The sequence below is a fragment of the Rhizobium sp. L51/94 genome, assembly GCF_019355555.1.
Lineage (GTDB): Bacteria > Pseudomonadota > Alphaproteobacteria > Rhizobiales > Rhizobiaceae > Rhizobium > Rhizobium rhododendri.
In genome coordinates this window covers 933,215-956,828 of sequence record NZ_CP072141.1, presented here as the reverse complement: position 1 = coordinate 956,828, position 23,614 = coordinate 933,215, and the positions used below count along the sequence as shown (strand labels likewise).

21 protein-coding genes are annotated in these 23,614 nt (G+C 60.4%); 13 read left to right on the top strand and 8 right to left on the bottom strand.

The annotated features are described in order from the left end of the window. Window positions 1-62: 62 nt before the first annotated feature. Together J5274_RS04565 and J5274_RS04560 are read right to left on the bottom strand one after the other, a co-directional pair. Window positions 63-1,163, bottom strand: a complete 1,101-nt coding sequence (locus tag J5274_RS04565; protein WP_142830186.1) for an ROK family protein — start codon at window positions 1,161-1,163, stop codon at window positions 63-65. A 123-nt stretch (window positions 1,164-1,286) separates the two neighbouring features. Beyond that, the gene (locus J5274_RS04560) at window positions 1,287-2,120 is read right to left on the bottom strand and encodes a helix-turn-helix domain-containing protein (protein WP_142830184.1); all 834 of its coding nucleotides are present in this window, start codon (window positions 2,118-2,120) and stop codon (window positions 1,287-1,289) included. A gap of 211 nt (window positions 2,121-2,331) precedes the next feature. On the opposite strand from J5274_RS04560, the gene J5274_RS04555 reads away from it, so the two are divergent. The 6 genes from J5274_RS04555 to J5274_RS04530 all read left to right on the top strand — a co-directional run bounded on the left by J5274_RS04555 (window position 2,332) and on the right by J5274_RS04530 (window position 8,825). Further along, window positions 2,332-3,297, top strand: coding sequence for a fatty acid desaturase (locus J5274_RS04555; RefSeq protein WP_224128625.1), 966 nt, complete (start codon window positions 2,332-2,334; stop codon window positions 3,295-3,297). Window positions 3,298-3,447: 150 nt separating this feature from the next. Then, the gene (locus J5274_RS04550) at window positions 3,448-4,011 is read left to right on the top strand and encodes a DapH/DapD/GlmU-related protein (protein ID WP_142830180.1); all 564 of its coding nucleotides are present in this window, start codon (window positions 3,448-3,450) and stop codon (window positions 4,009-4,011) included. A gap of 155 nt (window positions 4,012-4,166) precedes the next feature. Then, window positions 4,167-5,222 carry an LLM class flavin-dependent oxidoreductase gene (locus tag J5274_RS04545; protein WP_219274771.1) on the top strand — a complete coding sequence of 352 codons (1,056 nt, stop codon included), beginning with the start codon at window positions 4,167-4,169 and terminating at the stop codon, window positions 5,220-5,222. 13 nt (window positions 5,223-5,235) lie between these two features. After that, window positions 5,236-6,039 (top strand): SHOCT domain-containing protein, encoded by an 804-nt coding sequence (locus J5274_RS04540; RefSeq protein WP_143123042.1) that lies wholly within the window; start codon window positions 5,236-5,238, stop codon window positions 6,037-6,039. 68 nt (window positions 6,040-6,107) lie between these two features. Beyond that, window positions 6,108-7,478: an amidase gene (locus J5274_RS04535; RefSeq protein ID WP_142830176.1), complete on the top strand. Its 1,371-nt coding sequence runs from the start codon at window positions 6,108-6,110 to the stop codon at window positions 7,476-7,478. A gap of 117 nt (window positions 7,479-7,595) precedes the next feature. Continuing rightward, window positions 7,596-8,825 carry an adenylate/guanylate cyclase domain-containing protein gene (locus J5274_RS04530; RefSeq protein WP_374108569.1) on the top strand — a complete coding sequence of 410 codons (1,230 nt, stop codon included), beginning with the start codon at window positions 7,596-7,598 and terminating at the stop codon, window positions 8,823-8,825. Here J5274_RS04530 and J5274_RS04525 read toward each other — a convergent pair. The 4 genes from J5274_RS04525 to J5274_RS04510 all read right to left on the bottom strand — a co-directional run bounded on the left by J5274_RS04525 (window position 8,822) and on the right by J5274_RS04510 (window position 14,183). Next, complete coding sequence (locus J5274_RS04525) at window positions 8,822-10,438, bottom strand: GMC family oxidoreductase (RefSeq protein ID WP_142830173.1); 1,617 nt, start codon at window positions 10,436-10,438, stop codon at window positions 8,822-8,824. The two genes, J5274_RS04530 and J5274_RS04525, sit on opposite strands and share 4 nt — an antisense overlap. 18 nt (window positions 10,439-10,456) lie before the next feature. Next, the gene (locus tag J5274_RS04520) at window positions 10,457-11,674 is read right to left on the bottom strand and encodes a mandelate racemase/muconate lactonizing enzyme family protein (protein ID WP_142830171.1); all 1,218 of its coding nucleotides are present in this window, start codon (window positions 11,672-11,674) and stop codon (window positions 10,457-10,459) included. Window positions 11,675-11,714: 40 nt separating this feature from the next. Then, window positions 11,715-13,139, bottom strand: a complete 1,425-nt coding sequence (locus J5274_RS04515) for an aldehyde dehydrogenase family protein (protein ID WP_142830169.1) — start codon at window positions 13,137-13,139, stop codon at window positions 11,715-11,717. 135 nt (window positions 13,140-13,274) lie between these two features. Beyond that, entirely contained in the window at window positions 13,275-14,183 is a 909-nt protein-coding gene (locus J5274_RS04510) for a LysR substrate-binding domain-containing protein (RefSeq protein ID WP_142830167.1), read from the bottom strand. Window positions 14,184-14,406: 223 nt separating this feature from the next. Between J5274_RS04510 and J5274_RS04505 the strand changes: the two genes are divergently transcribed. The 7 genes from J5274_RS04505 (at window position 14,407) to J5274_RS04475 (ending at window position 21,657) form a co-directional block, all read left to right on the top strand. Beyond that, a complete protein-coding gene (locus J5274_RS04505) occupies window positions 14,407-15,540 on the top strand; it encodes an aminomethyltransferase family protein (RefSeq protein WP_142830165.1) in 1,134 nt (377 codons plus the stop codon). A gap of 12 nt (window positions 15,541-15,552) precedes the next feature. After that, complete coding sequence (locus tag J5274_RS04500; protein WP_142830163.1) at window positions 15,553-16,158, top strand: dimethylamine monooxygenase subunit DmmA family protein; 606 nt, start codon at window positions 15,553-15,555, stop codon at window positions 16,156-16,158. Further along, window positions 16,155-17,120, top strand: coding sequence for a PDR/VanB family oxidoreductase (locus tag J5274_RS04495; RefSeq protein ID WP_142830161.1), 966 nt, complete (start codon window positions 16,155-16,157; stop codon window positions 17,118-17,120). The genes J5274_RS04500 and J5274_RS04495 overlap by 4 nt, the downstream gene beginning before the upstream one ends. A 21-nt stretch (window positions 17,121-17,141) precedes the next feature. After that, window positions 17,142-18,182 carry a DUF3445 domain-containing protein gene (locus tag J5274_RS04490; protein ID WP_142830159.1) on the top strand — a complete coding sequence of 347 codons (1,041 nt, stop codon included), beginning with the start codon at window positions 17,142-17,144 and terminating at the stop codon, window positions 18,180-18,182. Between the two features lie 45 nt (window positions 18,183-18,227). Continuing rightward, a complete protein-coding gene (locus tag J5274_RS04485) occupies window positions 18,228-19,565 on the top strand; it encodes an NAD(P)-binding domain-containing protein (protein ID WP_219274770.1) in 1,338 nt (445 codons plus the stop codon). Window positions 19,566-19,759: 194 nt separating this feature from the next. Continuing rightward, window positions 19,760-20,035 carry a hypothetical protein gene (locus tag J5274_RS04480; protein WP_142830155.1) on the top strand — a complete coding sequence of 92 codons (276 nt, stop codon included), beginning with the start codon at window positions 19,760-19,762 and terminating at the stop codon, window positions 20,033-20,035. Between the two features lie 104 nt (window positions 20,036-20,139). Then, on the top strand, window positions 20,140-21,657 hold the full coding sequence (locus J5274_RS04475; protein ID WP_142830153.1) for a sensor histidine kinase: 1,518 nt from the start codon (window positions 20,140-20,142) through the stop codon (window positions 21,655-21,657). 27 nt (window positions 21,658-21,684) lie between these two features. Here J5274_RS04475 and J5274_RS04470 read toward each other — a convergent pair whose 3' ends face one another. Next, entirely contained in the window at window positions 21,685-22,005 is a 321-nt protein-coding gene (locus J5274_RS04470) for a hypothetical protein (RefSeq protein WP_142830151.1), read from the bottom strand. Between the two features lie 144 nt (window positions 22,006-22,149). Continuing rightward, a complete protein-coding gene (locus J5274_RS04465; RefSeq protein ID WP_142830149.1) occupies window positions 22,150-23,598 on the bottom strand; it encodes an MFS transporter in 1,449 nt (482 codons plus the stop codon). Between the last annotated feature and the right edge of the window lie 16 nt (window positions 23,599-23,614).

The window sequence follows — 23,614 nt, the reverse complement described above, 5'->3', positions numbered from 1 at the left end:
TCTAAGCCAATGTCCAAAGAATGGCGCCGCAGTCTGATGGTTCTCTGACCTTCTATCTAACGTCAAGTCTTGCTTTTGTCAGAATTTTCCTTCGGCGCTTTGTTGGTAAAGCGCGCATTTCCGAGCCCCGTGCCAATGGTCACCACACCCCATTTTTTTGTATCCTGCATGAAAGGCGTTTGCGAAAGACCCTGCACGACGGCGTCGTTGTGGATAACCACCAAAGTATCGTGGCTGCCGATCTGCGGGATAGCCTTGGTCAGGGCCTCGCCCAGATTGAATTTCTCGCTCTCCCAGTTGCCGCCGGGCAAGTTCTGCCCGCCACGGGCAATAGAGCCGTCACTTTCTATAACCCCTGGGCACGCAATGCCAATGACGGGCGCCAGTGTCAGCTTGGCCTTTTCAGCCTTTCTGATGAGACTTTCCAGCATGCCGGCCAACCTTTCAACCGTGGCACTGCGCTTCGGTGCCTCGTCTGCGTGCCGCCAGAGGTCGAACTTCCAGACACTGGCCCTGGATAAATCAGGATGGTCCTTGAGACGCATTTCCACGATGCCGGCCCGGATGTTGGTGCCGCCGATATCGACCGCGAGGATCGCATCATAGCCTTCGAGCATCCATCCCGGCATCAGGTGCGCAGCGCCTATCAGACCGGCTTCGTCAGGGTGGTGGGCGATCGGGGTGAGCTCGACCTTGAAACCCTCGCTTTTCAGCAGCACCATGGCGCGGGCAATTGCCAGTTCGCCGAAGCCGCTCTCCTTGAGGCCGCCGCCGACGACGATTCTCTCGGTACCCTTCCAGCTATCTTGTTTCAAGAACTTCCCGAGCACATGGCCGAGTTCGCCAGCAAAGTCCTCGACGGCGCCCATGACCAGCGCAGCTGCTTCCTTGTTGTCTCCAGTCAGCAATGCGTCGATCTGCTTCTTCGACATGTCTTTCGTCGCGACATCGCCGAGCGGGTCATCCCCACCGTTGCGGATGCGCTGGCGCCACTCGTTGAGCTTTGCCTGGAAGGCGGACTTGCTAGCCCGGTCGCCGATAAAGCCGTTCTTGTCGCGCAACTCGAGATTATAGCCGTCGATCGTCACCGAGGGCAGGCTCGCCGATCCGTGGGTGATCAGGGTTGCGTTGTCGCGGCTTGCGTCGTTCTGCTTCTTTTCCATAGGGCTCCAATCCGAAGTCAGACATCGGCTCCATACAACCGGAGAGACCCGTCTGACCAGAGCGAGGACAACGCAAGAGAGACGCGGATGTTCCTGTCCACTACCAAGCCGGGAAGCACTTGCTCATACCACCGTGAGCAAGCGGATATAGGCGGCTACTTCATGCGCATGGATCCTGGTATCGCGGACGAGATCGTCGAAATGCCTCTGCATCATGCGGACCGAATCGACATTGTGCAGGACGAGATACATCCGCCCGACGAATACCGCTGCCCGCAGGGAGCCGAAGACGGTGTAGGGCACCGAAAAACGGGCCCGACCGTCGAAAAGGAACAGCCGGAATGATGGATAAAGATCGTCGATAAGGTCTGCCATATGCAGCAATTGCCCCTGACGCGCAGCCTTCGGAAGCCCCTGCCAGATGCCTTGCCCAGCGGCAAAAGCCTCCAGCGTCTGCAGCGGCATGCAGGACTCCATGTCGGTGCCGGGCTCGCGATTGTAATCCAGCCGGAACGCCGTTCCCGCCACCTGCGTCGCGGCGCTCTGGTGCGCCTCCGACGCCTCATAGGCAATAACTTCGGGTGTCCGCAGGAGATCGGGAATGCGAGCCGGCACATAGCGGATTTTAGAGCCGGTGGCCTCGGCATGCCATTTGATCAGGAGCCCCGCCCCTTCGTCGTCGCTGGTCTCAATTTCGAGGCTTGGCAGAAGCGCGCCCATCAGGCCCTCGTCCTGCGAAATGCCGAGCAGCCAGTCCAGCGAAACCTGATGGCGCTCGGCGATGCTCAGCAGGGTTTCCACCCTTGGAAGCCGGGCGGTTTTCCCCGACAGCAATTGCGATAATGCCGACCGGTCGATGCCGACATTATCCGCGAACGCCGATTGGCTCTCCTGGGAGCGGTCGAAAAGCAAGCGGAGACGCTGCTGAAACAGGACTGCCAGCTTGCGTTTATCCATCATATCGTTCCGTTTGGTGACAATTATCACCATCATGGCAATTCCGTGCGCAATGTCAACGCATCGTCACCATTATCGCGTTGCACAAAATGCAACTTGCGCGGAAGCTGATACGGGGGCAACGAATCGCAGCGAGATCAAGGGCATGATCATAAAATTGAGAACTGGTGAGCGTTCAAAGCGGCGAAACCGGCGACTTAGGATCGAGTGGGTGACACTCGGAATGATTGCAGGTTGCTACCTCATATGGTTTGCTGCCGGCATGATGTACCAGTCACTGCCGTGGATAGGGGTCCTCGCGATTCCCGTCATGGCGACATTTCATTCGTCACTGCAGCACGAAGCTCTTCACGGTCACCCGACGCGCAATGCGCTAATAAACGAGGCCCTGGTTTTCCTTCCGATCGCGCTGTTCTATCCCTTCAGGCGCTACAAGAACCTGCACCTGCGACACCACGCAGACGAGCGACTGACGGATCCCTACGACGATCCGGAGAGCTATTATCGGGGGCTGACTGAGTGGAAAAGATTTCCCGCCTGGTTGAAGAGCATGCTCCACGCCAACAACGCGCTGCTTGGCCGGGTGCTGATCGGACCCGCGATCGGGGTTATCGGCTTCGCTCTGACAGAAATCAAACTCCTCTCGGCAGGCAGCAGGGCGCAGCGTCTCGCCTGGGTGCTGCACCTGGCAGGCCTGGTACCGGTTCTGACGATTGTTCATTTCCTGTTCGGCATGCCGCTTTGGCTCTATGGGCTGCTGGCCTATGCCTCGCTGTCGATCCTCGCCATCCGCTCCTATTGCGAGCACCAGTGGTCGGAACATCCGGACGGCCGGACCGTGATCATCGAAAAATCCGTTCTCGGGCTACTGTTCCTCAACAACAACCTCCATCTGGTGCACCACAAGCAACCAACGGCGGCATGGTATAGATTGCCGCGCCTCTACCGCGAACGGCGCGAGGAATGGCGGCAGATGAACGACGGCTATGTATATTCCAGCTATCTCGAGGTGCTGAAAGCCTTCGGCCTCAGGCGCAAGGAGCCTGTGCTGCATCCCACGGCACACCTCGTTAACACGCCGGACGGGTCTTCCTCGCTTGGATCAGCCGAACAGCGACGTTCGCTTGCCACTTGGCCAAGCGTAACTGCGGCCGATCCCAGCCTCTCGATCCGGTAGCGGACCCGCCAGCAGCAGACTTGCGCATCGCCAACCCGATCACCATCTGCACCGCACGCTCCGTGGTCAACCTTCGGAAACCCCCGAGCCGAAAGGCCGACACAATCTTGCCCTAGTGCAATCCTGTCGGGAAGTTTCAAAGGGTTTCGCATGCGCAATTTGGCATTCTTCTACAGGCTCAAGGCGCTGTTCTCGCGCGGTTCGCTTTTTCTGGCGGCTGACATTCGGTTGCCATGGACTGCGAAAATCATCTGGAAACACGGTGCGGTTTCAGTCGGCACCCATAGTGCCATCAGGGACGGAGTGATCCTCGATGCCCAGCACGGCAGCATCGAGATCGGCAACAATGTCTCCTTTAACGACTATACAATCGTTCTTGGCCACGGTGGGGTGCATATCGGCCATGATGTGAGAATTGCCGCGCAGGTGCTGATTACGTCTTTCGAGCACAATTTCGACGATCCGACGCGCCCGATCAGGACGCAAGGCAATACCAACAAGGCCGTCATCATCGAAGACGACGTATGGATCGGCGCGGGTGCCAAGATTCTCGCCGGGGCCCATATCGCCAAGGGTTGCGTGATCGGCGCCAATGCAGTGGTCAAGGGCAAGACATTGCCATTTGGCGTCTACGGCGGCGTTCCGGCCAGGCTATTGAAGATGCGGGGCGGCGAACGACTGGCACAAAACGTCTCTCTCATCAGCCGCAAGTAAACCAGAACTCCGCCGTCTAGATTTTACGATGCGCGGCCAATGCCTGCATCCGGCGCCTTGTCTCGACCCGGTGTCGCCTCCATATGTGATATAGCAAGCCTGCCTTGCGATCGGCCAACGATCGCCGGATTGCGTCTCAAACCAGGAGCAGCGCCATGACCGCCTTGTCCATTCTCGATCTTGTCCGCGTCACCGAGGACAAAGATGCCCGCGGCGCTCTCGACAACGCGCGCGATCTCGCAGCGCATGCCGAGACGTGGGGCTATGAGCGCTTCTGGGTTGCCGAGCACCACAACATGATCGGTATCGCCAGTGCAGCCACGTCCGTCGTAATTGGCCACATCGCTGCTGGCAGCAAGACCATCCGGGTCGGCGCCGGGGGCATCATGCTTCCCAACCACTCGCCCTACGTCATCGCCGAACAATTCGGCACGCTCGCCCGGCTGTTTCCAGGCCGCATCGACCTCGGCCTCGGGCGCGCACCCGGCACAGACCAGATGACACTGCGCGCCCTGCGACGCACCAACGAGGCGTCCGAAAACTTCCCACAGGATGTGCTCGAGCTGCAGGCCTTTCTTGCGCCCGCCGGTGATAACCAGCGGATACAGGCAGTACCGGCGGCGGGCACCAACGTCCCGCTGTGGATTCTCGGCTCAAGCAATTTCGGCGCGATGCTCGCTGCAGAATTCGGCCTTCCCTATGCCTTCGCCTCGCATTTTGCGCCTGACATGCTGATGCAGGCCCTGCAGATCTATCGCACCCGCTTCAAGCCATCGGAACAGCTTGCAACGTCGCACGCCATGGTGGGCGTGAACATCATCGGCGCCGAGACGGATGCCGAGGCAAAGCGTCTGGCAACAACGCAACAGATGTCGTTCACAAACATGTTTCGCGGAACGCGTGGCCTCAGCCAACCGCCGATCGACGATATCGAGACTTACTGGTCGCCGAGGGAGAAGGCGCAGGCTATGCAGATGCTGGGCCGGTCGATCGTCGGCTCTCCCGAAACTGTCCGCGCGGGCCTACAGAAGCTGGTGGCCGAGACAGGTGCGGATGAACTGATGATCGTCTCTGATATCTTCGACCATAAGGCACGCCTGCGCTCCTACGAGATAATTGCCGAAGCCGGAAAGGGTCTGGCTGCCGAGCCGCTCGCTGGCAGCGGCAGCGCCTTTCGCGAGCAGAGATACGCCTCCGCAGCATCGCTCTAGGAGGCGCGTCTTGATGAAGCTGACCGAAGAGGGAAACCGCGCCCTGGCCGACATCGCCGGGCGCCATGGCATCAGCCGAGGCGCAGCCGAACATCTGTTGGCTGCGGTCGTGTCTGGCGGAGGGTATCAGGCACAGTTCAACCATCCGGAACTCGGCGGCATGGGGCAATGGTCTACGGGCGGCATGACGATGATCGGCGACATGTTCAACAACCGCCTCAAGGCCCAGGTGGCCGATGTCTGCCGCGACCTTGCCGAACTCAGCCGCGACGGCAGGCTTCAACAACCCGACGTCGCGCATGTTTCGCAACAGGGCCAGACCCACCCGGACCACGCGGGCAATCAGTCATCTACGGGCGGCGGGCATTGGTGGCCGCACGGGCTCGGCGCCGCCGGCTCGACCGGGTCGCAGAACGATATGCGTTACGCAATATTTCCCGCAACCAACCGGCTTGCGATCCGCAAGGACGGTCAGGTGACGATCTACGACACCGGCGATCACCGGATTACCGGCTTTTCCCAGCAGCAGGGCTACGACCAGTCCCTCTCATTTACCTCCCAACACGGGCCGGTGAGCGTCAAGGAGCTACAGGAAGTTCACGCGGGCGGAGAGATTGAAGCAGGCGTCTCGAAATCGGCTTCTGAACCTGCACCGTCAACTGGTCCGGCCCCGCAGCAATCCACCGATGCGCTTTCGGTTTCTCCGGAGCACGACATATTCACCAAGATCGAGCGCCTGGCAGCGCTTCATGCCAAAGGCATTCTGGGTGACGAGGAATTCCACGCCAAGAAACGCGAACTGCTCGACCGCCTGTGAAAACCCCTCTAGTTTGACAGCTGACAATTTGCTGCCCCAATCGGCAAGCCCAGCCTCGAGGATAGATCATGAGCGATGCCACTGCCGGAAAATCCGTGTCCCAGTTGTCTGCGCTGCTGCAAGCCGGTGTGCTTGACCCGCAGACACTCGTCGAGCAGACGTTCGATGCGATCCGAACCTACCCGGACCAGGCGATCTTTGTCAGCCTGAGCGAGGCCCGGGCCAAGGCAGAGGCCGCCGCCGCCTCGCGTCGCATCCGCGAAGGTCGCTCGCTCGGCCTGCTCGACGGCGTACCTATTGCCTGGAAGGATCTGTTTGCCGTCGAAGGCCTTGCAACCACTGCTGGCTCAGTCGTGTTGAAAGATGCTTCCCCCGAGACTAATGACGCCGATGTCGTCACGGCACTTGCCGCAGCCGGGATAGTCAGTGTCGGCCGCGTCAACATGAGCGAGTTTGCCTTTTCCGGCCTCGGCATCAATCCGCATTACGGCACTCCTTACAACCCGGCATCGAGAGACGTTCCGCGCCTGCCCGGAGGTTCGTCATCCGGTTCCGCAGTGGCGGTAGCAGCAGGGCTCGTGCCCGTTGCGATAGGCACCGACACTGGCGGCTCCATCCGCATTCCGGCCGCTTTCAACGGCATCGTCGGCTACAAGGCGACACGCGGGCGATATTCGATGAAGGGCGTCTTTCCCCTGGCAACGAGCCTGGATTCGCTCGGCCCTCTCTGCCGCACAGTCCAGGACGCAGTCTGGATCGATGCAGCGATGCGCGGTCTGACAGCACCTGTAATCACGCGCGGGTCGATCGACGGGCTGGTGTTGATCGTTCCGGAAACAGTCGTCTTCGACGGCATTGAGGATGGAGTTCTGGCGGCGTTCGAGGCCGCACTGGCGCGGCTGGTCAAGGCGGGCGCCGTCGTCAGGCGCCAGGCTTTCCCGATCTTTTCGGAGATTTTCGATCTGCAGCAGCAGCATGGCCCGTTAGTCACCGCGGAGGCCTTCGCACTGCACCGTCACCGCCTAGCGGGAGCCGACACCGACCGTATGGACCGCCGCGTCGTTGCGCGCGCCCGTCTCGGTGCCAATATCAGCATGACCGGCTATATCGACCTGCTCAGTGCCCGCGAGAGGCTGATTGCCGCAATGGCGGCTCTGGTCGGACCGAAGGATATCCTCGTTTTCCCGACGCTTCCGCATGTTGCGCCACCCATCGCATCTGTTCTCAATGACGACGATCTGTTTTTCCAGACGAACGGCAAGACGTTGCGCAATACGCTGATCGGCAATTTTCTGGATGGCTGCGGCATTTCCATTCCCTGCGGGACGGGCGATGCCGGCATGCCCGTGGGGCTGCTTCTCTCGGGCATGCCGCGCACAGACGATCACCTGTTAGGCGTCGGTCTTGCAGCGGAAGCCCTTGTGCGCGAAGAAGGATAGGGCCGCTTTCGTTCAGCCGGCTTTTCAATTGCATGTGCAAAGTCCACACTGGACAGTAAATCGATGCGGCTTTGCTCCATGTGGGCATGCAAGCCAATGACCCAATGGAGTGCCGCCATGTCATCGCCGCAAAACGCTGGTCTCGATTCGAAGCCGCCGGCCGGCCACCTTTCGCTCGCGCATGGGAAAATACTCGAATGGCTGATTATGGAGACCCGGACGCAGCCCTACATCGATAATATCTTTGTCGAGATGTGCGATCGGCTGGTGGCGGAGGGTGTGCCGGTGGCCCGCGCGACCCTGCATTTCAGCACCCGCAATCCGCAATGGCTGGGCGCCCGCATCCTCTGGGAGACCGGCATGACCGAAGCGGAAATCCGGACTTTCGACTATGGCGTCGAATTGACTACGCAATATCTCGGTAGCCCGATGTATGCCATCAGTGAAGGTGCCGACCAGGCGCGCCAGCTGCTGGAGGGCAAGGACGGTAAGGGCGTCTGGCATCCGATCTACGACGATCTGAAGCTGGAGGGATACACAGAGTACGTGGCCTGGCCGATCGACCACACGCACGGAAAACGTCACGTCACAAGCTTTGCGACCAAAAAGCCCGGCGGCTTCAGCGACGCCGACATCGCCGTGCTCAAAGGTCTTATACCGGTGCTGGCGCTTGTAAGCGAAATCCGGTTGAAAAATCGCCTGGCGCGGACGCTGCTCGAGACCTATGTCGGTCCGCATGCCAGCGAGCAAATCCTGGCGGGTGCCACCACGCGGGGCAGCGGCGTCACCGTCGGTGCGGCGATCATGATCTGCGATCTCAGGGATTTCACCAAACTCTCCGATATCTGGCCGCGCGACGATGTGATCGAGCTACTCAATGGCTATTTCGACGCCATGTCCGAGCCCATCGAGAAGTTTGGGGGCGAAATTCTCAAATTCATGGGTGACGGGCTGCTGGCAATCTTTCCGCTGAGCAACCCCGACGCCTGCCGCAACCTCATGCGGGCTATTGCGGAAGCGCAATCCGCCATGACGGCGCTCAACGTCCACAATATGGCACGCGGCTATGAAGCCCTTGGCTACGGCATCGGGGTCCATGTCGGCGATGTCATGTATGGCAATATCGGCTCCAAACGGCGTCTCGATTTCACCGTGATCGGGCCAGCCGTCAACGTCGCCTCGCGGTTGGAAAGCCTGACCAAGGAAATCAAACGCCCTGTCCTGTTGTCGCGCGCCTTCGTGGAGATGGCTAGCTGCTCTGGCGTGCTGGAGAACCTCGGCTCCTATCCGCTGCGCGGTCTGGGCGATCCCATCGACGTGTTCGCCTTCTCGACGGCCTGCGTCTAGCCTCGGATATCCTCAAGAATCATGGCGGCTCCCTTTTCTGCCACCATCATCGTCGGCGCATTGATATTGCCGGCGGTGATCGTCGGGAAAATCGAGGCATCGACAACCCGCAGCCCCCTGAGGCCATGCACCCGCAAGCGCGCATCGACCACCGATCTGCCGCTATCCGGCCCCATCGCGCAGGTGCCGCATGGATGATAGATCGAGCCGCTGTTGGCGCGGAAATAGGCGAGCAGATCCGCATCGCTTTCGACCGCAGCAGAAGGCGAGACTTCCGTGTCGGTGATCTCTGAAAATGACGGCGCCGAGGCTATGCGACGCACAAGGCGGCTGCCCTGCAGGACTTCGGCGACGTCGCGCTCCGTCGACAGGTAGTTCGGCTGGATCAGAGGCGCCCTCGAGGGATCGCTAGAGGCGATCTGCACCTTTCCCCGGCTGGTGGGGCGGCAGGCATTGAAAGCAATCAGAAACCCCGGATAGGGCTCCGGCATGAGCCCGGACTTGGAAGTGGCAGGAATCCGGTAGGAAAGCGGATTGAAATAGAGCTGGATGTTGGGCTTTTCCTCCTGCGGACTGCCACGAAAGAAACCGCCCGCCTGATTGACGCTCATGGCGAAGGGGCCTTTGCGCGTCAGAACATAGCGCAGACCGAGTGCCGCCTGGCCGAATTTACTGCCGAAGACGCCGTTCAGCGTCGGGCGGTTGGCGCGATAGTAGAAGCTGGCGCAGAGATGGTCCTGCAGGTTTGCTCCGACCCCCGGCAGGTGATGCCGCATCTGAATTCCGAGTTGCGTCAAGGAAGCGGCGTCGCCAACGCCCGACATCTGCAAGAGCTTCGGGCTATCGATGGCGCCGGCCGCAAGGATCACCTCCCGGCGGGCCATGAAACGTCGAGACAGACCGTTCTGCACCACCTCGACGCCCTCGACCTTTCCATCGACAGCGAAGAGCAACCGCTGTGCAAAGGCATGGCGCTCTATCGTCAGGTTCGGTCGTCTAAGGGCGGGACGCAGATATTCAGCACTGGAGTGGGAACGCTGGCCGTTGCGGGTGTTGATGTCGTAGACACCGGCGCCTTCGATCGAAGCGCCGTTGAAATCCGGGTTGGCGGGCAAATTCACTTCGCCGCAGGCTTTGAGAAAGGCATCGCTGATCCCGTGGGTCATTCCGCGCATCGGCGTGACGTGGATCGGTCCTTCGCCTCCATGCCACCGGGACGCCCCCTGTGCGTGGGTTTCCAGCTTGCGGAAATAGGGGAGCACGTCACTTGCGCCCCAGCCGGGGTTGCCTGCCGCCTGCCAGTCGTCGAAATCGGCTGCAGCGCCACGCACGAAGATCATGGCGTTGATCGAGCCGGAGCCCCCTTGCACCTTGCCGCGCGGGACATAGATCCGGCGTCCATTCAGTTCAGGCTCCGGTTCCGTCGAATACATCCAGTTGACATCGGGATTGTAGAAGCTCTTGGCGTATCCGACGGGGATCTTGAACCAGAAGGAATTGTCCTTGCCGCCTGCCTCGATGAGCAGCACGCTATACTTTCCGTTTTCGCTGAGGCGGCTAGCCAGGATGCAGCCGGCCGAACCCGCGCCGACGATGACGAAGTCGTAGATCATGGTTTGTCTCTATCGTGATCAGCCACGCGCGGGGGCAAACGCTTTGATATCGGCGGGTTCGGCAGCCATCTGCAAATGCAGACGGTCGCCAGTGTAGGGCGAATGACGCTCGATCACGTCGAGATCCAGCTCGATGCCAAGGCCGGGCTCGCGCGACGGAATGAGATAGCCGTCATCGAACTGCAGCTTGGTCTTCAGCACCTCGGCGTGGAAGCCGCCGAAATCCATGATCGCCTCGTGAATGAGGAAATTCGGGGTGGCCGCCGATAGCTGGATACTGGCGGCAGCACCGACGGGACCGTTGTAGAGATGCGGAGCGATCTGTGCGTAATAGGCCTCTGCCATGCCGGCAATCTTCTTGGCTTCCAGCAATCCGCCGACGCGTGCCACGTTCATCTGCAGGATAGAGGCCGCACCCAGCTGCAGGACGCGCTGAAATTCATACTTCGTGGTCAAGCGCTCGCCGGTCGAAATCGGGATCGACGTAGCACGGGCCACTTCCGCCATCGCGGCCTCCTGGCCGGGCGGCACCGGCTCCTCGAACCATAGCGGATCGTATTTCTCCAGCCGCCGGGCAAGGCGGATGGCGGAGGATGGCACCATCTGGCCATGGGTTCCGAACAGGATGTCGGCGCTGTCGCCGACGGCTTCGCGGATCCTTGCGCAAAAAGTCTCGCAACGAGCCATGACGCCCATGGACAACTGGTGGCCCGAATAATTGGTGTAGGGACCGGCTGGGTCGAATTTGACAGCCGTGAAGCCCTGGTCGACCATGTCCACGGCGCATTCGGCAGCAAGATCGGGGTCGTTGAAATCGAACTCGCCGGCGGCGTTCTTCGGATAGAGATAGGTATAGGCCCGCAGCTTCTCGTTGACCGTGCCGCCCAGGAGATCGGACACCGGGCGACCCGCCGCCTTGCCGATGATATCCCAGCAGGCGATTTCGAGGCCTGAGACGATGCCCATCATCGTCGGGTCCGGCCGCTGGGTGAAACCGCTGGAATAGGCCGCCCGCCAGAAACGCTCGATACGGTGGGGATCGTGATCCAGCAGATAGCGCTGGAAGACGTCGTCTATCAGCGGAACCATGGCCGAGGGGTGGAAGGACGTCGCATAGATCTCCCCGACGCCCTCGATGCCGCATGCCGTCTCGAGCCGGACGAAAATCCAGTACATGCCGCCGACATGGGGCGGCGGTACGGCAACGATATGGGTCTTGAGCGAGGCGATCTTCATGGCGGTTTCCTCAACGATCCAGCGCCGGGATGGCGCGGCGTCAGTGCTTCAGGATGACGAGGCGGGTCTGGGTGAATTCGAGCATGCCGTGCTTGCCGTCGTCGCCGCCAAGGCCGGATTTCTTCCAGCCGGCATGGTAGCCCTGATAGGGATCGGCCGGGAAACGATTGATATAAAGTTCGCCGGCTTCGATCTCACCTGAAGCTTGCATCACCTTGTGGTAGTTCTCGGTGAACAGTACCGAAGAAAGACCGAACTGGTGATCGCTGGCCAACGCCAGCGCCTGTTCGAAGGTCTCATATCTGAGCACTGCCAAGACAGGGCCGAAAACCTCGTCGCGGACGATTTCCATTTGCTGAGTGCATCCGGACAGCAGCGTCGGAGGATAAAAGAAGCCGGGGCCTTCCGGCAGCACGCCACCCGTCTCCAGCGTCGCGCCCTCCGCCTGCGCCCGTTCGACCATTGCATGTAGTTTTTCCCGGGCGGCGGCTGTCGCCAGCGGCCCCATTGAGCCGGCATCGACGGCGCGATTGCCGAAGCTGCGAGCCGCAAAGCCCACGCGCAGCTTTTCAAGAAGTGCGTCATGCACCGACGCATGGATATAGAGCCGCTCGGCCGCAGTGCAGATCTGGCCGCAATGGGCGGTCTTGGCGGTGATGATCGCAGCTGCCACGGCGTCGAGATCGGCATCAGGTTCGACGATGACAGGTGTCTTGCCGCCGAGCTCCAGAGACGGTTTGGCGATATTGGTTTTGCAGAAATCGAGCACCGCCTGGCCAGCAGCGACGCTACCGGTCAGTGTGATCATGCCGACGGCAGGCTGGGTGCAGAGCGTCCGGCAGACGTCATGGCTCATGGCCATGATGTTGACCAGGCCGGGCGGCAGGTCGGCGTCAAGTATCGCGTCGGCAAACGCAAAGGCGGAGGTCGGCGTGGTGTTGCTGGGGCGAACCACCACGGCGTTTCCGGTGATCAGCGCGGGCGCAATCTTGCGCACCAGCGTGTAGATCGGAAAATTGAACGGGATCAGGCAGGCGACGACACCGATCGGCTCACGCTTCAGCAGCAGGGTCTCGTTGGGCGTATCGCTCTCGATGATCTCGCCTTCGACGCGGCGCGCCCACTCCGCATGGTAGCGCATAAGCTCGGCACCGTAGATCGCCTCGCCGGTCGCGTCGGCAAGACTTTTGCCGGATTCGCGTGCCAAGGCTTCGCCGATCTGCCTTGCGTGTTTCTCGATCGCATCGGCCAGACGGCGCAGGGCGTCGCCGCGCTGGATCGCCGGCAAGACCCGCCACAGCTTCTGTGCTGCCGCTGCCTGTGCAACGGCATCGATGACAGTCTCTTCGTCGGCTTCGGCTACAGCTGCAAAAACGGCGCCATCGGCAGGATTGCGGACCTCGATCCGCGAGGCCGTCGTCGGCTCGCAAAATTGGCCCCCGATGAAATTGCGGTAGTGCTGCATCTTCCGTCCCCGATATCGCGACAAAGCGTCGGAGGTCGACGCCATCCTCGCCATTCGACCGGCAGGTTAGGACGCGCGCAAGCGTGTTATTGTCGGGCAAAGCATTCCAAAATGGAATGCTTCCAACGGCAACAGTCAGACCCTGGCGCCAGTCAGCGAGAGTTCGTCGAACAGCCACTGCCTGAAGGCCTTGAGATGGTTGCCTCCGGCGACGCCCGCCCTTTCGACAAGCCAATAGGATTCATGGCCCTCGATCTCGACATCGGACAATTGCACGAGCCTGCCGTCTGCAAGGTATTCGCCGACCATGAAGCGATCGACCACGGCGACGCCGAGGCCATTGCAGGCGGCTTCGATCACCAGATCCAGCAGATCGAATTCGAGGCCGCCGCTCGTGTCGATATCCGCAAGGCCTGCGGCATCCAGCCAGTGCTGCCAGGTCATATAGCGCCGGTCTGGGGAGGCGAGGACGTGCAGAAAGGTGAGGCCGGAGAAGTCCATGGGAGACGTGTCGCGCCGCCCGTTCAGCAATGTCGGTGCGCAGACGGCGATATGGCGTTCGGTCATCAGGAGATGGGCATTCAGCATCGGCCACTCGCCATCGCCGAAGCGGATCGCGCAGTCGAGCAGACTGCGCTCGGCAAGGCTGTCGCGCAGTTCCGTGCCGATGCTGATCCCGACGTCCGGAAGTGCCACGCGCAACCGTCCCATCCGCGGCATCAGCCAACGCTTGGCAAAGGTCGGTGGCACATTGATGCGCAGACGATTGCCGGCGCTCTTGTCGACGATGCCGCGCACGGCCAGTTCGACGCTGTGAAAGGCATGCTGCAGGGTGGAAAACAGCGCAACGCCCGCCGGCGTCAGTTCCAGGTCATGATGACGCCGGATGAGGAGCGGTTCGCCGAGTTGGTCCTCCAGGTTTCGCACCTGTCGGCTGACGGCACTCTGGGTAAGATTGAGCCTTGCGGCTGCTTTGGTGAAACTGCGCGTCTGGCCGACGACCTCAAACACCTTCATGGCGGACAATGCCGGCAGTTTGCGCATGCGCTGGTTTCCATCCAATCTGCGATCGACCTTCAATAGCACTTTATGCCAGCCAAAAAAGTTGAGATCGCCTGAGCACGACAGCAATCCGCCAGCAGGTGGTTTCCCACGATAGCTCCAACATTGTCTCGCGGGGTGTCCAGATTACCCTTGCCGTTCGCGTCCACACACATATAATCAGGAATAATTATTTCCACATAGTGAAATATTGAAGGGGAATGGCATGGCTTTGAGTTGGCGATTTTCTGCGCTCGCGGACCGGCATCGGGCGCTCGGATCCAAGCTCGAGGACTGGAGCGGCATGGGAACCGCCTGGACCTACGACAAGGATATCTACGAGGAACACATCGCCATCCGCACAAAGGCGGGCCTCATGGATGTGTCGGGACTGAAGAAGGTCCACCTCGTCGGTCCGCACGCGATTGCAGTGCTAGAATACATCACCACCCGCGACATGAGCAAAATCTATCCGGGCCGCTCGGTCTATGCCTGCATGCTCAACGATCGCGGCCATTTCACAGACGACTGTATCGTCTATCGCACCGGCCCGAACTCCTGGATGCTGGTGCACGGTTCGGGAACCGGTCACGAGGAGATCACGAAACAGGCCGCAGGCCGCAATTGCGCTGTGCTGTTCGACGACGACCTCCACGACCTGTCGCTGCAGGGGCCGCTTGCCGTCGACTACCTGTCGAAATATGTGCCGGGCATCCGCGAGCTCAAATACTTTCACCACATGCAGACGACGCTGTTCGGGGCGCCCGTGATGATCTCTCGCACCGGCTATACCGGCGAACGGGGCTATGAGCTTTTCGTTCGCGGACAGGATGCCGGGATGATCTGGGACCGGATCGTCGACGAGGGCAAGGAGATGGGCATCATCCCCTGCTGCTTTAGTGTTCTCGACATGCTGCGTGTCGAAAGCTACCTGCTGTTCTTCCCCTACGACAATTCGCAGATGTACCCGTTCGACAATGAGCAGCCGGGCGACAGCCTGTGGGAGCTGGGGCTCGATTTCACCGTCAGCCCCGGCAAGGTGGGCTTTCGAGGCGCCGAGGAGCATGCGCGTCTCAAGGGCAAGGAGAGGTTCAAGATTTTCGGCCTGCTGGTCGATGCGGATGGCCCGACCGATCTCGGCGACGAGGTCTGGGCCGACGGTCGCAAGGTCGGGGTCATAACCTGCCCCAGCTATTCCAAGCTGACCAACCGATCCATGGCGATCATGCGCGTCGAAGTGCCTTATGCGTCGCAGGGCGTGAAGCTCGAGGTCAAGGGCAAGACTGTCAATGCGCCGGCGATTGCCCACACCATCACCTTCGACGATCCGGAGAAAAAGAAGCGGACGGCGAAAGATTGAGGGGCGAGCCCGATGCTGGTTGCAGGGATCAAGAGCAGACCGGAATATAAGGGGCTCGACATCGACCCCCATGCGAAGCGCCACCTCTTTGTGCTTGAGGGCGAAGGCGCATTGGCTCTTCTCGATCGCGCCGGGAGCGATGGCGGGGCATTTCTACCGAGGGCCGAAATCCTTTATCTGCCGGGTGGCTCGGCTGGCCAGAGCCACGTCGCCGATCTCGCAGCACTTGGCGCCGACGTCACCTGGACGGCCGCCGGCTTGCAGCCGCTGCTGGGGCGTCTTCGCGTCTGCCTCGACAATGCGACCATGGGGATGCGGATCTACATCGCCGGGACGGAAGGCTTTATTGGTCAGGCGATCCAGGTGGCCCTCGATTTCGGCGTCGACTTCAACTCGCTGAGGACGGAGCATCGGGGATCGCTGGCCCGGCGTGTGCAGTGCGTCCATTGCAAGGGCGTGACCGACAACGTCACCACGACGCCCTTCGTCTGCTCGCACTGCGGCCTGAAGCTTCTCGTTCGCGACCATTATTCGCGACGGCTCGGCGCTTTCCAGGGCGTCAACGTCGATGCCGAAGAGCCGGGCACTGCACCGGAGCCGGAGGAAATTTTCCTGTGAGCATCAACACAGAGATGACCGTCCAAGTGACAGCCGTGACGCAGGTGGCGGCAGCGGTCAAAACCTTCCGGCTGGAGCGGCCCGACGGCGCCCCTTTGCCGGTGTTTTCGGGCGGTTCGCATATTGTCGTCTCAATGAACGACGGCGAGCAGCTGCGGCGCAATCCCTATTCGCTGATGTCGTCACCGGACGATACATCAGGGTATGAAATCAGCGTGCTGCGGGTAGCCAATTCGCGCGGCGGCTCGGCGTTTCTCCACGACAGGCTTCGCGTAGGCGACCAGCTCACGATCAGCCAGCCGGTCAACCTCTTTCCCGTCGATCATCGCGGCCGCAAGCATATCCTGTTTGCCGGCGGCATCGGCATCACGCCGTTTCTGGCGATGATGGAGCAGTTTACGCGCGATAACGCCGCCTTCGAACTGCACTATGCCATGCGCTCTCGCGAACACGGTGCCTTCTGGCAGCAACTGCTTGAGCGCTACGGACCGCGCAAGGTCAAACTCTACTTCGACGACGAGAAAAGACTCATTCCGGTGGAGACGATCGTCGATAACCAGCCTCTCGGCACGCATCTCTATGTCTGCGGACCCTCCGGCATGATCGACGGTGTGCTGCTGACGGCGCTGGAGGCCGGCTGGCCGAAGGAAAACCTGCATGCGGAGCGCTTTCTTGCACCTCCTGCCGGCCTGCCGTTCCAGGTGATGCTGGCAAAGGCAGATCGGGCGATCACGGTCGGTGAGCATCAGAGCATCCTCGAGGCGGTGGAGGCTGCTGGCTGCGAGGCGCCCTACATGTGCCGCGGCGGGGCCTGCGGGCAGTGCGAAACCGTCGTCCTCTCCAGCGATGGCGAACTCGAGCACAACGACGTCTACCTCTCGGACGCGGAAAAGGCCGAGGGGCGGAAAATCATGATCTGCGTGTCGCGCTTCAAGGGCCAGCAACTGTTGCTTCAACTTTAGCCTCGAGGAAGGATCGGACGGATGACCATCAAGTTCAGGCAGGAAACATTCCGGGACGATTTCACCTTTCGCAACAGCCCGGAAAACATTCGCCGATTTCCATTTCCCTTCGACCGGGACGCCTACATGTACGCGGTCAACATGGAACCGCACGTGCGAGGGCCGGCCAATAGCGTCTTTGAAAACCTGATCGACGTCGACGAACATTACGTCGCCGAGATGCATGACCGGGCGCTGGTGCTGAAGGAGGATCCGCTGCGGTGCCAGGCACTGCCGCATATGATGACGGCCCAGTGGGATACGCTGGAACTGATCATGGAGCACCAGGCCTCCGATTATCCGGAGCATTTCTCCCTCACCAAAGACGGTGACAAGTGGCGCTGGATAAATCGGCCGCTCGGCATCGATGACAGCTTCACCTTCGGCGATGCCTCGACCCTCCCCTATCAGCCGATGGAATATATCACCCGCCAGGCGCAGGGCGATTTCTGCATTGTCGATCAGCGCGACGGCAATCTCTGGATGGATGCCGGCATGGTCACGACGCAGGCCGACTGGTCGCTCGATTTCGACATCGGCATGAACTTCATGGAATGGCATGGCCCGGTGCCGCTGGCCCACCAGATCGGCGTCTTCGAGCGGGCGCTGAAGTTCCTCCTGAACCTGCAGCAGGGCAAGCCGACGCGGCGGCTGAACTGGACGATGACGGTCAACCCGCGCCTCGACACCAGCCCGGAGAATTACCACAAATGGGGGCCTGACCGCCTGACGGTCACGCCGGAAAACGTCGGCCGGAAAATGCATCTTCGCGTCGAGCTGCAGAGCCTCTGGCGCCTGCCCCGCTCTAACGCCATCCTGTTCGTGATCCGCTGCTATCTCATCAGCCTCGATGAACTGGTCACCGTGCCTAAATGGGCACGCCGCCTGCCGCGTGTGCTGGCGAGCCTGCCGCCCGAGATCGTCGACTACAAGGGTCTGACGCGCAATCGCCCGATCATGATCGACTGGCTCAGCACCTACGATGACGGAGCGCCGACCAGCCCGGGCATTTTTCCGGACTGACCGACCGATCATACCAAGCAGATCAATAAAAATGAGGGAACTGACATGACGAGAGTTGCCGTGATCGGCGCCGGACCATCGGGACTGGCGCAACTGAGAGCGTTCCAATCGGCCGCAGCGAAAGGCGCAGAAATCCCCGAAGTCGTCTGCTTCGAGAAGCAGGCGGATTGGGGCGGCTTGTGGAACTACACCTGGCGCACCGGGCTCGACGAATATGGCGAACCGGTGCACGGCAGCATGTACCGCTATCTATGGTCGAACGGCCCGAAGGAATGCCTGGAGTTTGCCGATTATTCCTTCGAGGAACACTTCGGCAAGCCTATCGCCTCATACCCGCCGCGCGCCGTGCTCTGGGACTATATCAAGGGTCGCGTAGAGAAAGCCGGCGTCCGCGACTGGGTGCGTTTCAGCACGCCCGTGCGGATGGTGACCTTCGACGAGGTGAGTAAAAAATTCACGGTGACAGCCCATGACCGCGTCAACGACCGGATGTATGACGAGGTCTTCGACTATGTCGTGGTGGCATCAGGCCATTTCTCGACGCCTAATGTTCCCTATTTCGAGGGGGTCGCCAGCTTCGGCGGTCGTGTCATGCATGCCCATGACTTTCGCGATGCGCTGGAGTTCAAGGACAAGGATATCCTCATCGTCGGTCGCAGCTATTCGGCCGAGGACATCGGCTCGCAGTGCTGGAAATATGGCGCCAAATCGGTCACCGTCAGCTATCGCAGCAAGCCCATCGGCTTTGCGTGGCCGCAGCGTTTCGAAGAGAGGCCGCTGCTACAGAGGCTGGACGGCAAGACAGCACATTTCAAGGACGGCACCACGAAGGAAGTCGACGCGCTGATCCTATGCACCGGCTACCTACACCATTTTCCGTTCCTGCCCGACAGCCTGCGCCTGAAGACTGCAAACCGCCTGTGGGCCGACGATCTCTACAACGGCATCGTCTATGAAAAAAACCCGCAGCTCTTCTACATCGGCATGCAGGACCAGTTCTACACGTTCAACATGTTCGACGCGCAGGCCTGGTACGCTCGCGACATTATCCTCGGCCGCATCGCATTGCCGGACGCAGACGGGATGAAAGCACATTTCGACACATGGCGTGCCCGCGAGGAAGGGCTCGAGGACGCCGAGCAGATGATCTGGTTCCAGGGCGACTACGTCAAGGAGCTGCTTGCCGCCACAGATTACCCCGATTTCGATATCGAGGGCGTCAACCGGACTTTCATGGAATGGGAGCATCACAAGGCAGAAAGCATCATGAGCTTCCGTGACAACGGCTATCGCTCGCTGATGACCGGAAATATGGCCCCGAAGCACCACACGCCCTGGATCGAGGCCATGGACGACAGCCTCGAAGCGTATCTGCGGAACTAGGTTGCCCCACGAAATCTGCTGATTTCAGGAAGGGCCAGTATCCAAAATTGGCCCTTCTCTGGTGGCAACTTGACAACCAAAGACGCAGCTTTGGACGCTCGCCTGTTTACTCTTTACTTACCAAGAAAGCAGACCACATCGAACTACCTCAGGATGCAAGCGTTTCCTTACTACAGTCTTGAGGAGTTCTCATTATGACTTTGTCAAACATCCCGTTCATTGGTATCGGTTTCCTCGCCTGCGGATTCGTCGGCTTCGCGGGCATTGCAATCGCCCTGAACGAGCATTTCGATCTGTTTGCCATTATCCTTTGCTGGTACATCGTCATGATATCCTTCGCCGCATTCGCGCTTCGAAGAGGTGCCCGCCGCCGGTCGATTTTCCGCTTTCTAACCTTGGCGTCTGCCAAGGCGTGGCGTCATCGCCAGGTTGGCAAAGGCGGCCAGAACTTCAAACATGTTTCAACTTAACTTGCTCTTCCAGCCCTGTGACGTCGCGTGTTAGAACGTTCCAGCAAGCGATTTGCACGGGGAGATTTCGCGGAGTGGATGGTCCTGAGCGACGGATAGCTCGGTTGACGTCAAAGTCGGCCGTAGTGCTCGTCAGCCTGTTTCTTGTTGCCGTCCTGAGCCTCTCCGGCCTCATGATCTGGCAAAACTACAAGGCCACGATAGCGGCCGGCGAAGCTCGGGCGCAATCCTCTGCCCACGTGGTTGCCGCTCATCTGCAATGGATGATTGAAGCCAGCGACCAGGCGCTGAGGCGCATCGATGCAAAGCTCGACGAACAGCCGATCGAGTCCAACGCCAATACGATTTCCGACATCTCGCAGGCGGTTGGTGATCTGCCCTCCGGGTTTCAATATTCCGTCTACGATCAAAACGGCGCGCTGCGTCTTTCGAGCGTACGGCAGGCAACGGGCATCACGGTGGCCGATCGCGAGTATTTCCAGCAGTTGAAGGCCGGTCGGGAAGTGGTCATTTCCGAGCAGTTGCAGGAGCGGCTGAGTGGGAAGCAGGTTTTCATCATTGCAAGACGCATCGAGCGCGACGGGCAGTTCCACGGCGTGGCGAGCATTGCCATTCCGACCGAGAAGCTCGACGAGTTCTGGAACTCCATGGAACTCGGACCGAAATCGAGCGTCGGCGTGATCCGCTCCGACGGATGGCTGGTGGCGCGCCACCCGACCTTCGACAAGCCGATGGATTTCAGCCAGACTCCGCTTTTCACGGTCCACCTCCCGAAAAGTCCGCAAGGCTATTATCGCAGCGGCGCCTCGCCGGTGGATGGCGTGGCGCGGATCGTCGGTTACTGGCATGTGGATGGATGGCCGCTGATCGCCACTGCGGGTATAGATACCGCGCAGACGTTGCAGATGTTCTGGTCAGGCCTCGACACGCAACTCATCTTCGGGCTGCCGATCATCCTGATGATCATCGCAAGCGCCATCTGGATTGTCGCCTTGTTGAATGCCTTTGCCGAACGCAACGCCGTTCTCGAGCGGCTGCTGGAGCGCAACCAGTTTCTGTTCCGGGAAATTCATCATCGCGTGAAGAACAACCTGCAGGCCGTATCGGCGCTGATCCGCCTTCAGCCTATCTCCAAGGAGGCGCGCGGCGATATGGAACGGCGGATCGCAGCCATGATTGCGGTTCACGAACAGATCTACCAGACGGACCAGTTCGACCGTGTCGATGTCGCCCCCTATACGGAGCGACTGGTCGGGGAGATCGCCGCCTCCTACGACGCGGCGGTCACGATCGAAACACGGCTTACCTCAATTTCCGTGGACCGTGACCAGGCTCTCCCTATCGGCATGATCATCAACGAGGTGGTCTCAAACGCCTTCAAATACGCCTTTATCGGCCGCTCCGACGGGCATCTCGTTGTGGAACTGGAAAGCGAAAGCGACGGTATGGCAGTTCTGACAGTGCGTGACGATGGGCCCGGCATCGATCCGGAACTGACGCACAAGGGCATGGGCAGCCGGCTGATCACTGGTTTCGTTGCCCAGATCAATGGTACTTTTTCCTATGAGAATGCGAACGGAACCGCATTCACCATGCGCTTTCCGGCAAATCCACTCTCGTGAACCTGAGCGTGCCTCCAGCCACAGGCGTCAGTTAAAGACGGCGCGGTATCCCTGGCTCGAGACGCAGGACATATATTTCATGCGTGCCGCAGCCTCTGCCTGGCTTTCCTGGGCCGGCACCTCGCTTGGCAACACTCCTGGGCCATTCATGCGGGCGCGGTAGGCAAATTCTTCCTTCTGCCGGTCGTAGGCAGCGTCGGCATCGCCAACGCACATGACATGCACCACCCCGGGAAACTGCGCCGGGGTACCGACCGGCAGCAGGAGGGGTTTGCCGATATGATCTACGCAGGCGGACAAGGAGATGGCAACGCTCAAGATGGCGAGCAGACGGTGGTGGCTTTTCATCATGCGTCCAGAGATTTCGGCGTGAACTGATCGGTGGCGGACCCTATCGCCCGCAAGCTTGCCGCAGGCTTGTTCCGAGCGACGGCGCAGCAATTATCATCCGATTATCTTCGGTGCCGGCAACGACAGGGCACATAGCGATCGTCACTTGCCCTGCGCCGGTTTCCTGGAAACATTTGCCCCGGCATCGGGAGCGAGACGCCAGCAGTCGACGGTGGCCAACAGCGCCACGAGACCAAGCAGGACGAAGGCAAGGCGGAACTCGATGGCCGGCAGGGCCAGACCCAGCGGGGGTGCCAAGACCTGACCGATGCGAATACCGATGGCACCGAGTGCAATGCCCATGCCCATCGTCAGCTGGAAGGCGGTGCTGAACAGCGTGTTGGCGCCAGTCATCTGCGGCTTGGGAATATCTGCGAAGGCGATGGTATTGAGAGCCGAGAAATGCATCGAGCGGCACATCCCGCCGATAAACAGCACGGGGATGATAAACGCCAACGACGATGTCGGCGAGAACAGCGCGCAGGCTGCGATGAAGAGCGCATTGAGGATGCCGTTGACCAGCAGCACACGGCGGAAGCCGTATCGTCGCAAGATCGGCGTCGTTGCGGGCTTTATCAGGAGATTGCCGGCAAAGACCGCAAGCGTCATCATCCCCGCCTCGAAGGCACCAAGCCCGAACCCGACCTGGAACATCAGCGGCAGCAAAAACGGCACCGCGCCGATCGCCATGCGAAACAGCGAGCCCCCCCACAAGGCGACGGCAAATGTCGGCTTGCTCAGGCCTGAAAAATCGATCAGCGGGTGGGCGCTACGACGGAAGTGGAGAATTGCCACGGTCAGCAGAACAAGTCCTACCGCCAGATAGGTGCCTGCTGACAGCCATTCCGGCTTTGCTCGACCAATCAGTTCCAGACCATACATCACAGACGCCAGGCCAAAACCGCTGGCGACGAAGCCGGTCCAGTCGAAGGGCCGCTTCTCCTGATGCTGCCCCTTGGGAATCAGAATCAGGGCAAAGACGAAGGCAAGGATGCCGAGCGGCAGATTGAGGAAGAAGATCCAGCGCCAGCTGGCATGATCGGTGAGGAACCCGCCAAGCGGCGGGCCGAGCACGGGGGCCACCAGCGCAGGCCAGGTAATCGTCGCGATGGCCGAAATCAGCTTTTCTTTCGGCGTGTTGTTGAGCACAAGCAACCGGCCCACCGGCACCATCATCGCACCGCCGATACCTTGCAGGATCCGCATGGCAACGAACGTCCCGATGCCCTCCGCAAATCCGCAGAGAACGGATGCCAGCGTGAAGACGACCACGGCAGACGAGAACACCAGCCGTGCGCCAAACCGGTCGCTGATCCAGCCGCTGATGGGAATGAAGATGCCGAGCGTCAACAGGTAGGCGCTCATGCCGATATTGAGATCGACGGGCCGTACGCCAAAGGACGTGGCCATCTGCGGCAGGGCAGTGGCGATCACCGTGCCATCGAGGTTTTCCATGAAGAACGCGCCGGCGACCAGCAGTGCAAGCAGCAGCGACCGTGCTTTCGGTGCTTCTGCGAGATCGGTCTTTTGCCGCGTCGATACGTCTGCCATTCAACAACTCCGGGCC

Coding starts and splice junctions, on each gene's coding strand:
- J5274_RS04510 (WP_142830167.1), bottom strand. CDS start 14,183: ATGCGCAAACTGCCGGCATTGTCCGCCATGAAGGTGTTTGAGGTCGTC.
- J5274_RS04500 (WP_142830163.1), top strand. CDS start 15,553: ATGCTGGTTGCAGGGATCAAGAGCAGACCGGAATATAAGGGGCTCGAC.
- J5274_RS04560 (WP_142830184.1), bottom strand. CDS start 2,120: ATGGATAAACGCAAGCTGGCAGTCCTGTTTCAGCAGCGTCTCCGCTTG.
- J5274_RS04550 (WP_142830180.1), top strand. CDS start 3,448: ATGCGCAATTTGGCATTCTTCTACAGGCTCAAGGCGCTGTTCTCGCGC.
- J5274_RS04490 (WP_142830159.1), top strand. CDS start 17,142: ATGACCATCAAGTTCAGGCAGGAAACATTCCGGGACGATTTCACCTTT.
- J5274_RS04470 (WP_142830151.1), bottom strand. CDS start 22,005: ATGAAAAGCCACCACCGTCTGCTCGCCATCTTGAGCGTTGCCATCTCC.
- J5274_RS04515 (WP_142830169.1), bottom strand. CDS start 13,139: ATGCAGCACTACCGCAATTTCATCGGGGGCCAATTTTGCGAGCCGACG.
- J5274_RS04540 (WP_143123042.1), top strand. CDS start 5,236: ATGAAGCTGACCGAAGAGGGAAACCGCGCCCTGGCCGACATCGCCGGG.
- J5274_RS04520 (WP_142830171.1), bottom strand. CDS start 11,674: ATGAAGATCGCCTCGCTCAAGACCCATATCGTTGCCGTACCGCCGCCC.
- J5274_RS04530 (WP_374108569.1), top strand. CDS start 7,596: ATGTCATCGCCGCAAAACGCTGGTCTCGATTCGAAGCCGCCGGCCGGC.
- J5274_RS04485 (WP_219274770.1), top strand. CDS start 18,228: ATGACGAGAGTTGCCGTGATCGGCGCCGGACCATCGGGACTGGCGCAA.
- J5274_RS04480 (WP_142830155.1), top strand. CDS start 19,760: ATGACTTTGTCAAACATCCCGTTCATTGGTATCGGTTTCCTCGCCTGC.
- J5274_RS04525 (WP_142830173.1), bottom strand. CDS start 10,438: ATGATCTACGACTTCGTCATCGTCGGCGCGGGTTCGGCCGGCTGCATC.
- J5274_RS04535 (WP_142830176.1), top strand. CDS start 6,108: ATGAGCGATGCCACTGCCGGAAAATCCGTGTCCCAGTTGTCTGCGCTG.
- J5274_RS04465 (WP_142830149.1), bottom strand. CDS start 23,598: ATGGCAGACGTATCGACGCGGCAAAAGACCGATCTCGCAGAAGCACCG.
- J5274_RS04545 (WP_219274771.1), top strand. CDS start 4,167: ATGACCGCCTTGTCCATTCTCGATCTTGTCCGCGTCACCGAGGACAAA.
- J5274_RS04505 (WP_142830165.1), top strand. CDS start 14,407: ATGGCTTTGAGTTGGCGATTTTCTGCGCTCGCGGACCGGCATCGGGCG.
- J5274_RS04565 (WP_142830186.1), bottom strand. CDS start 1,163: ATGGAAAAGAAGCAGAACGACGCAAGCCGCGACAACGCAACCCTGATC.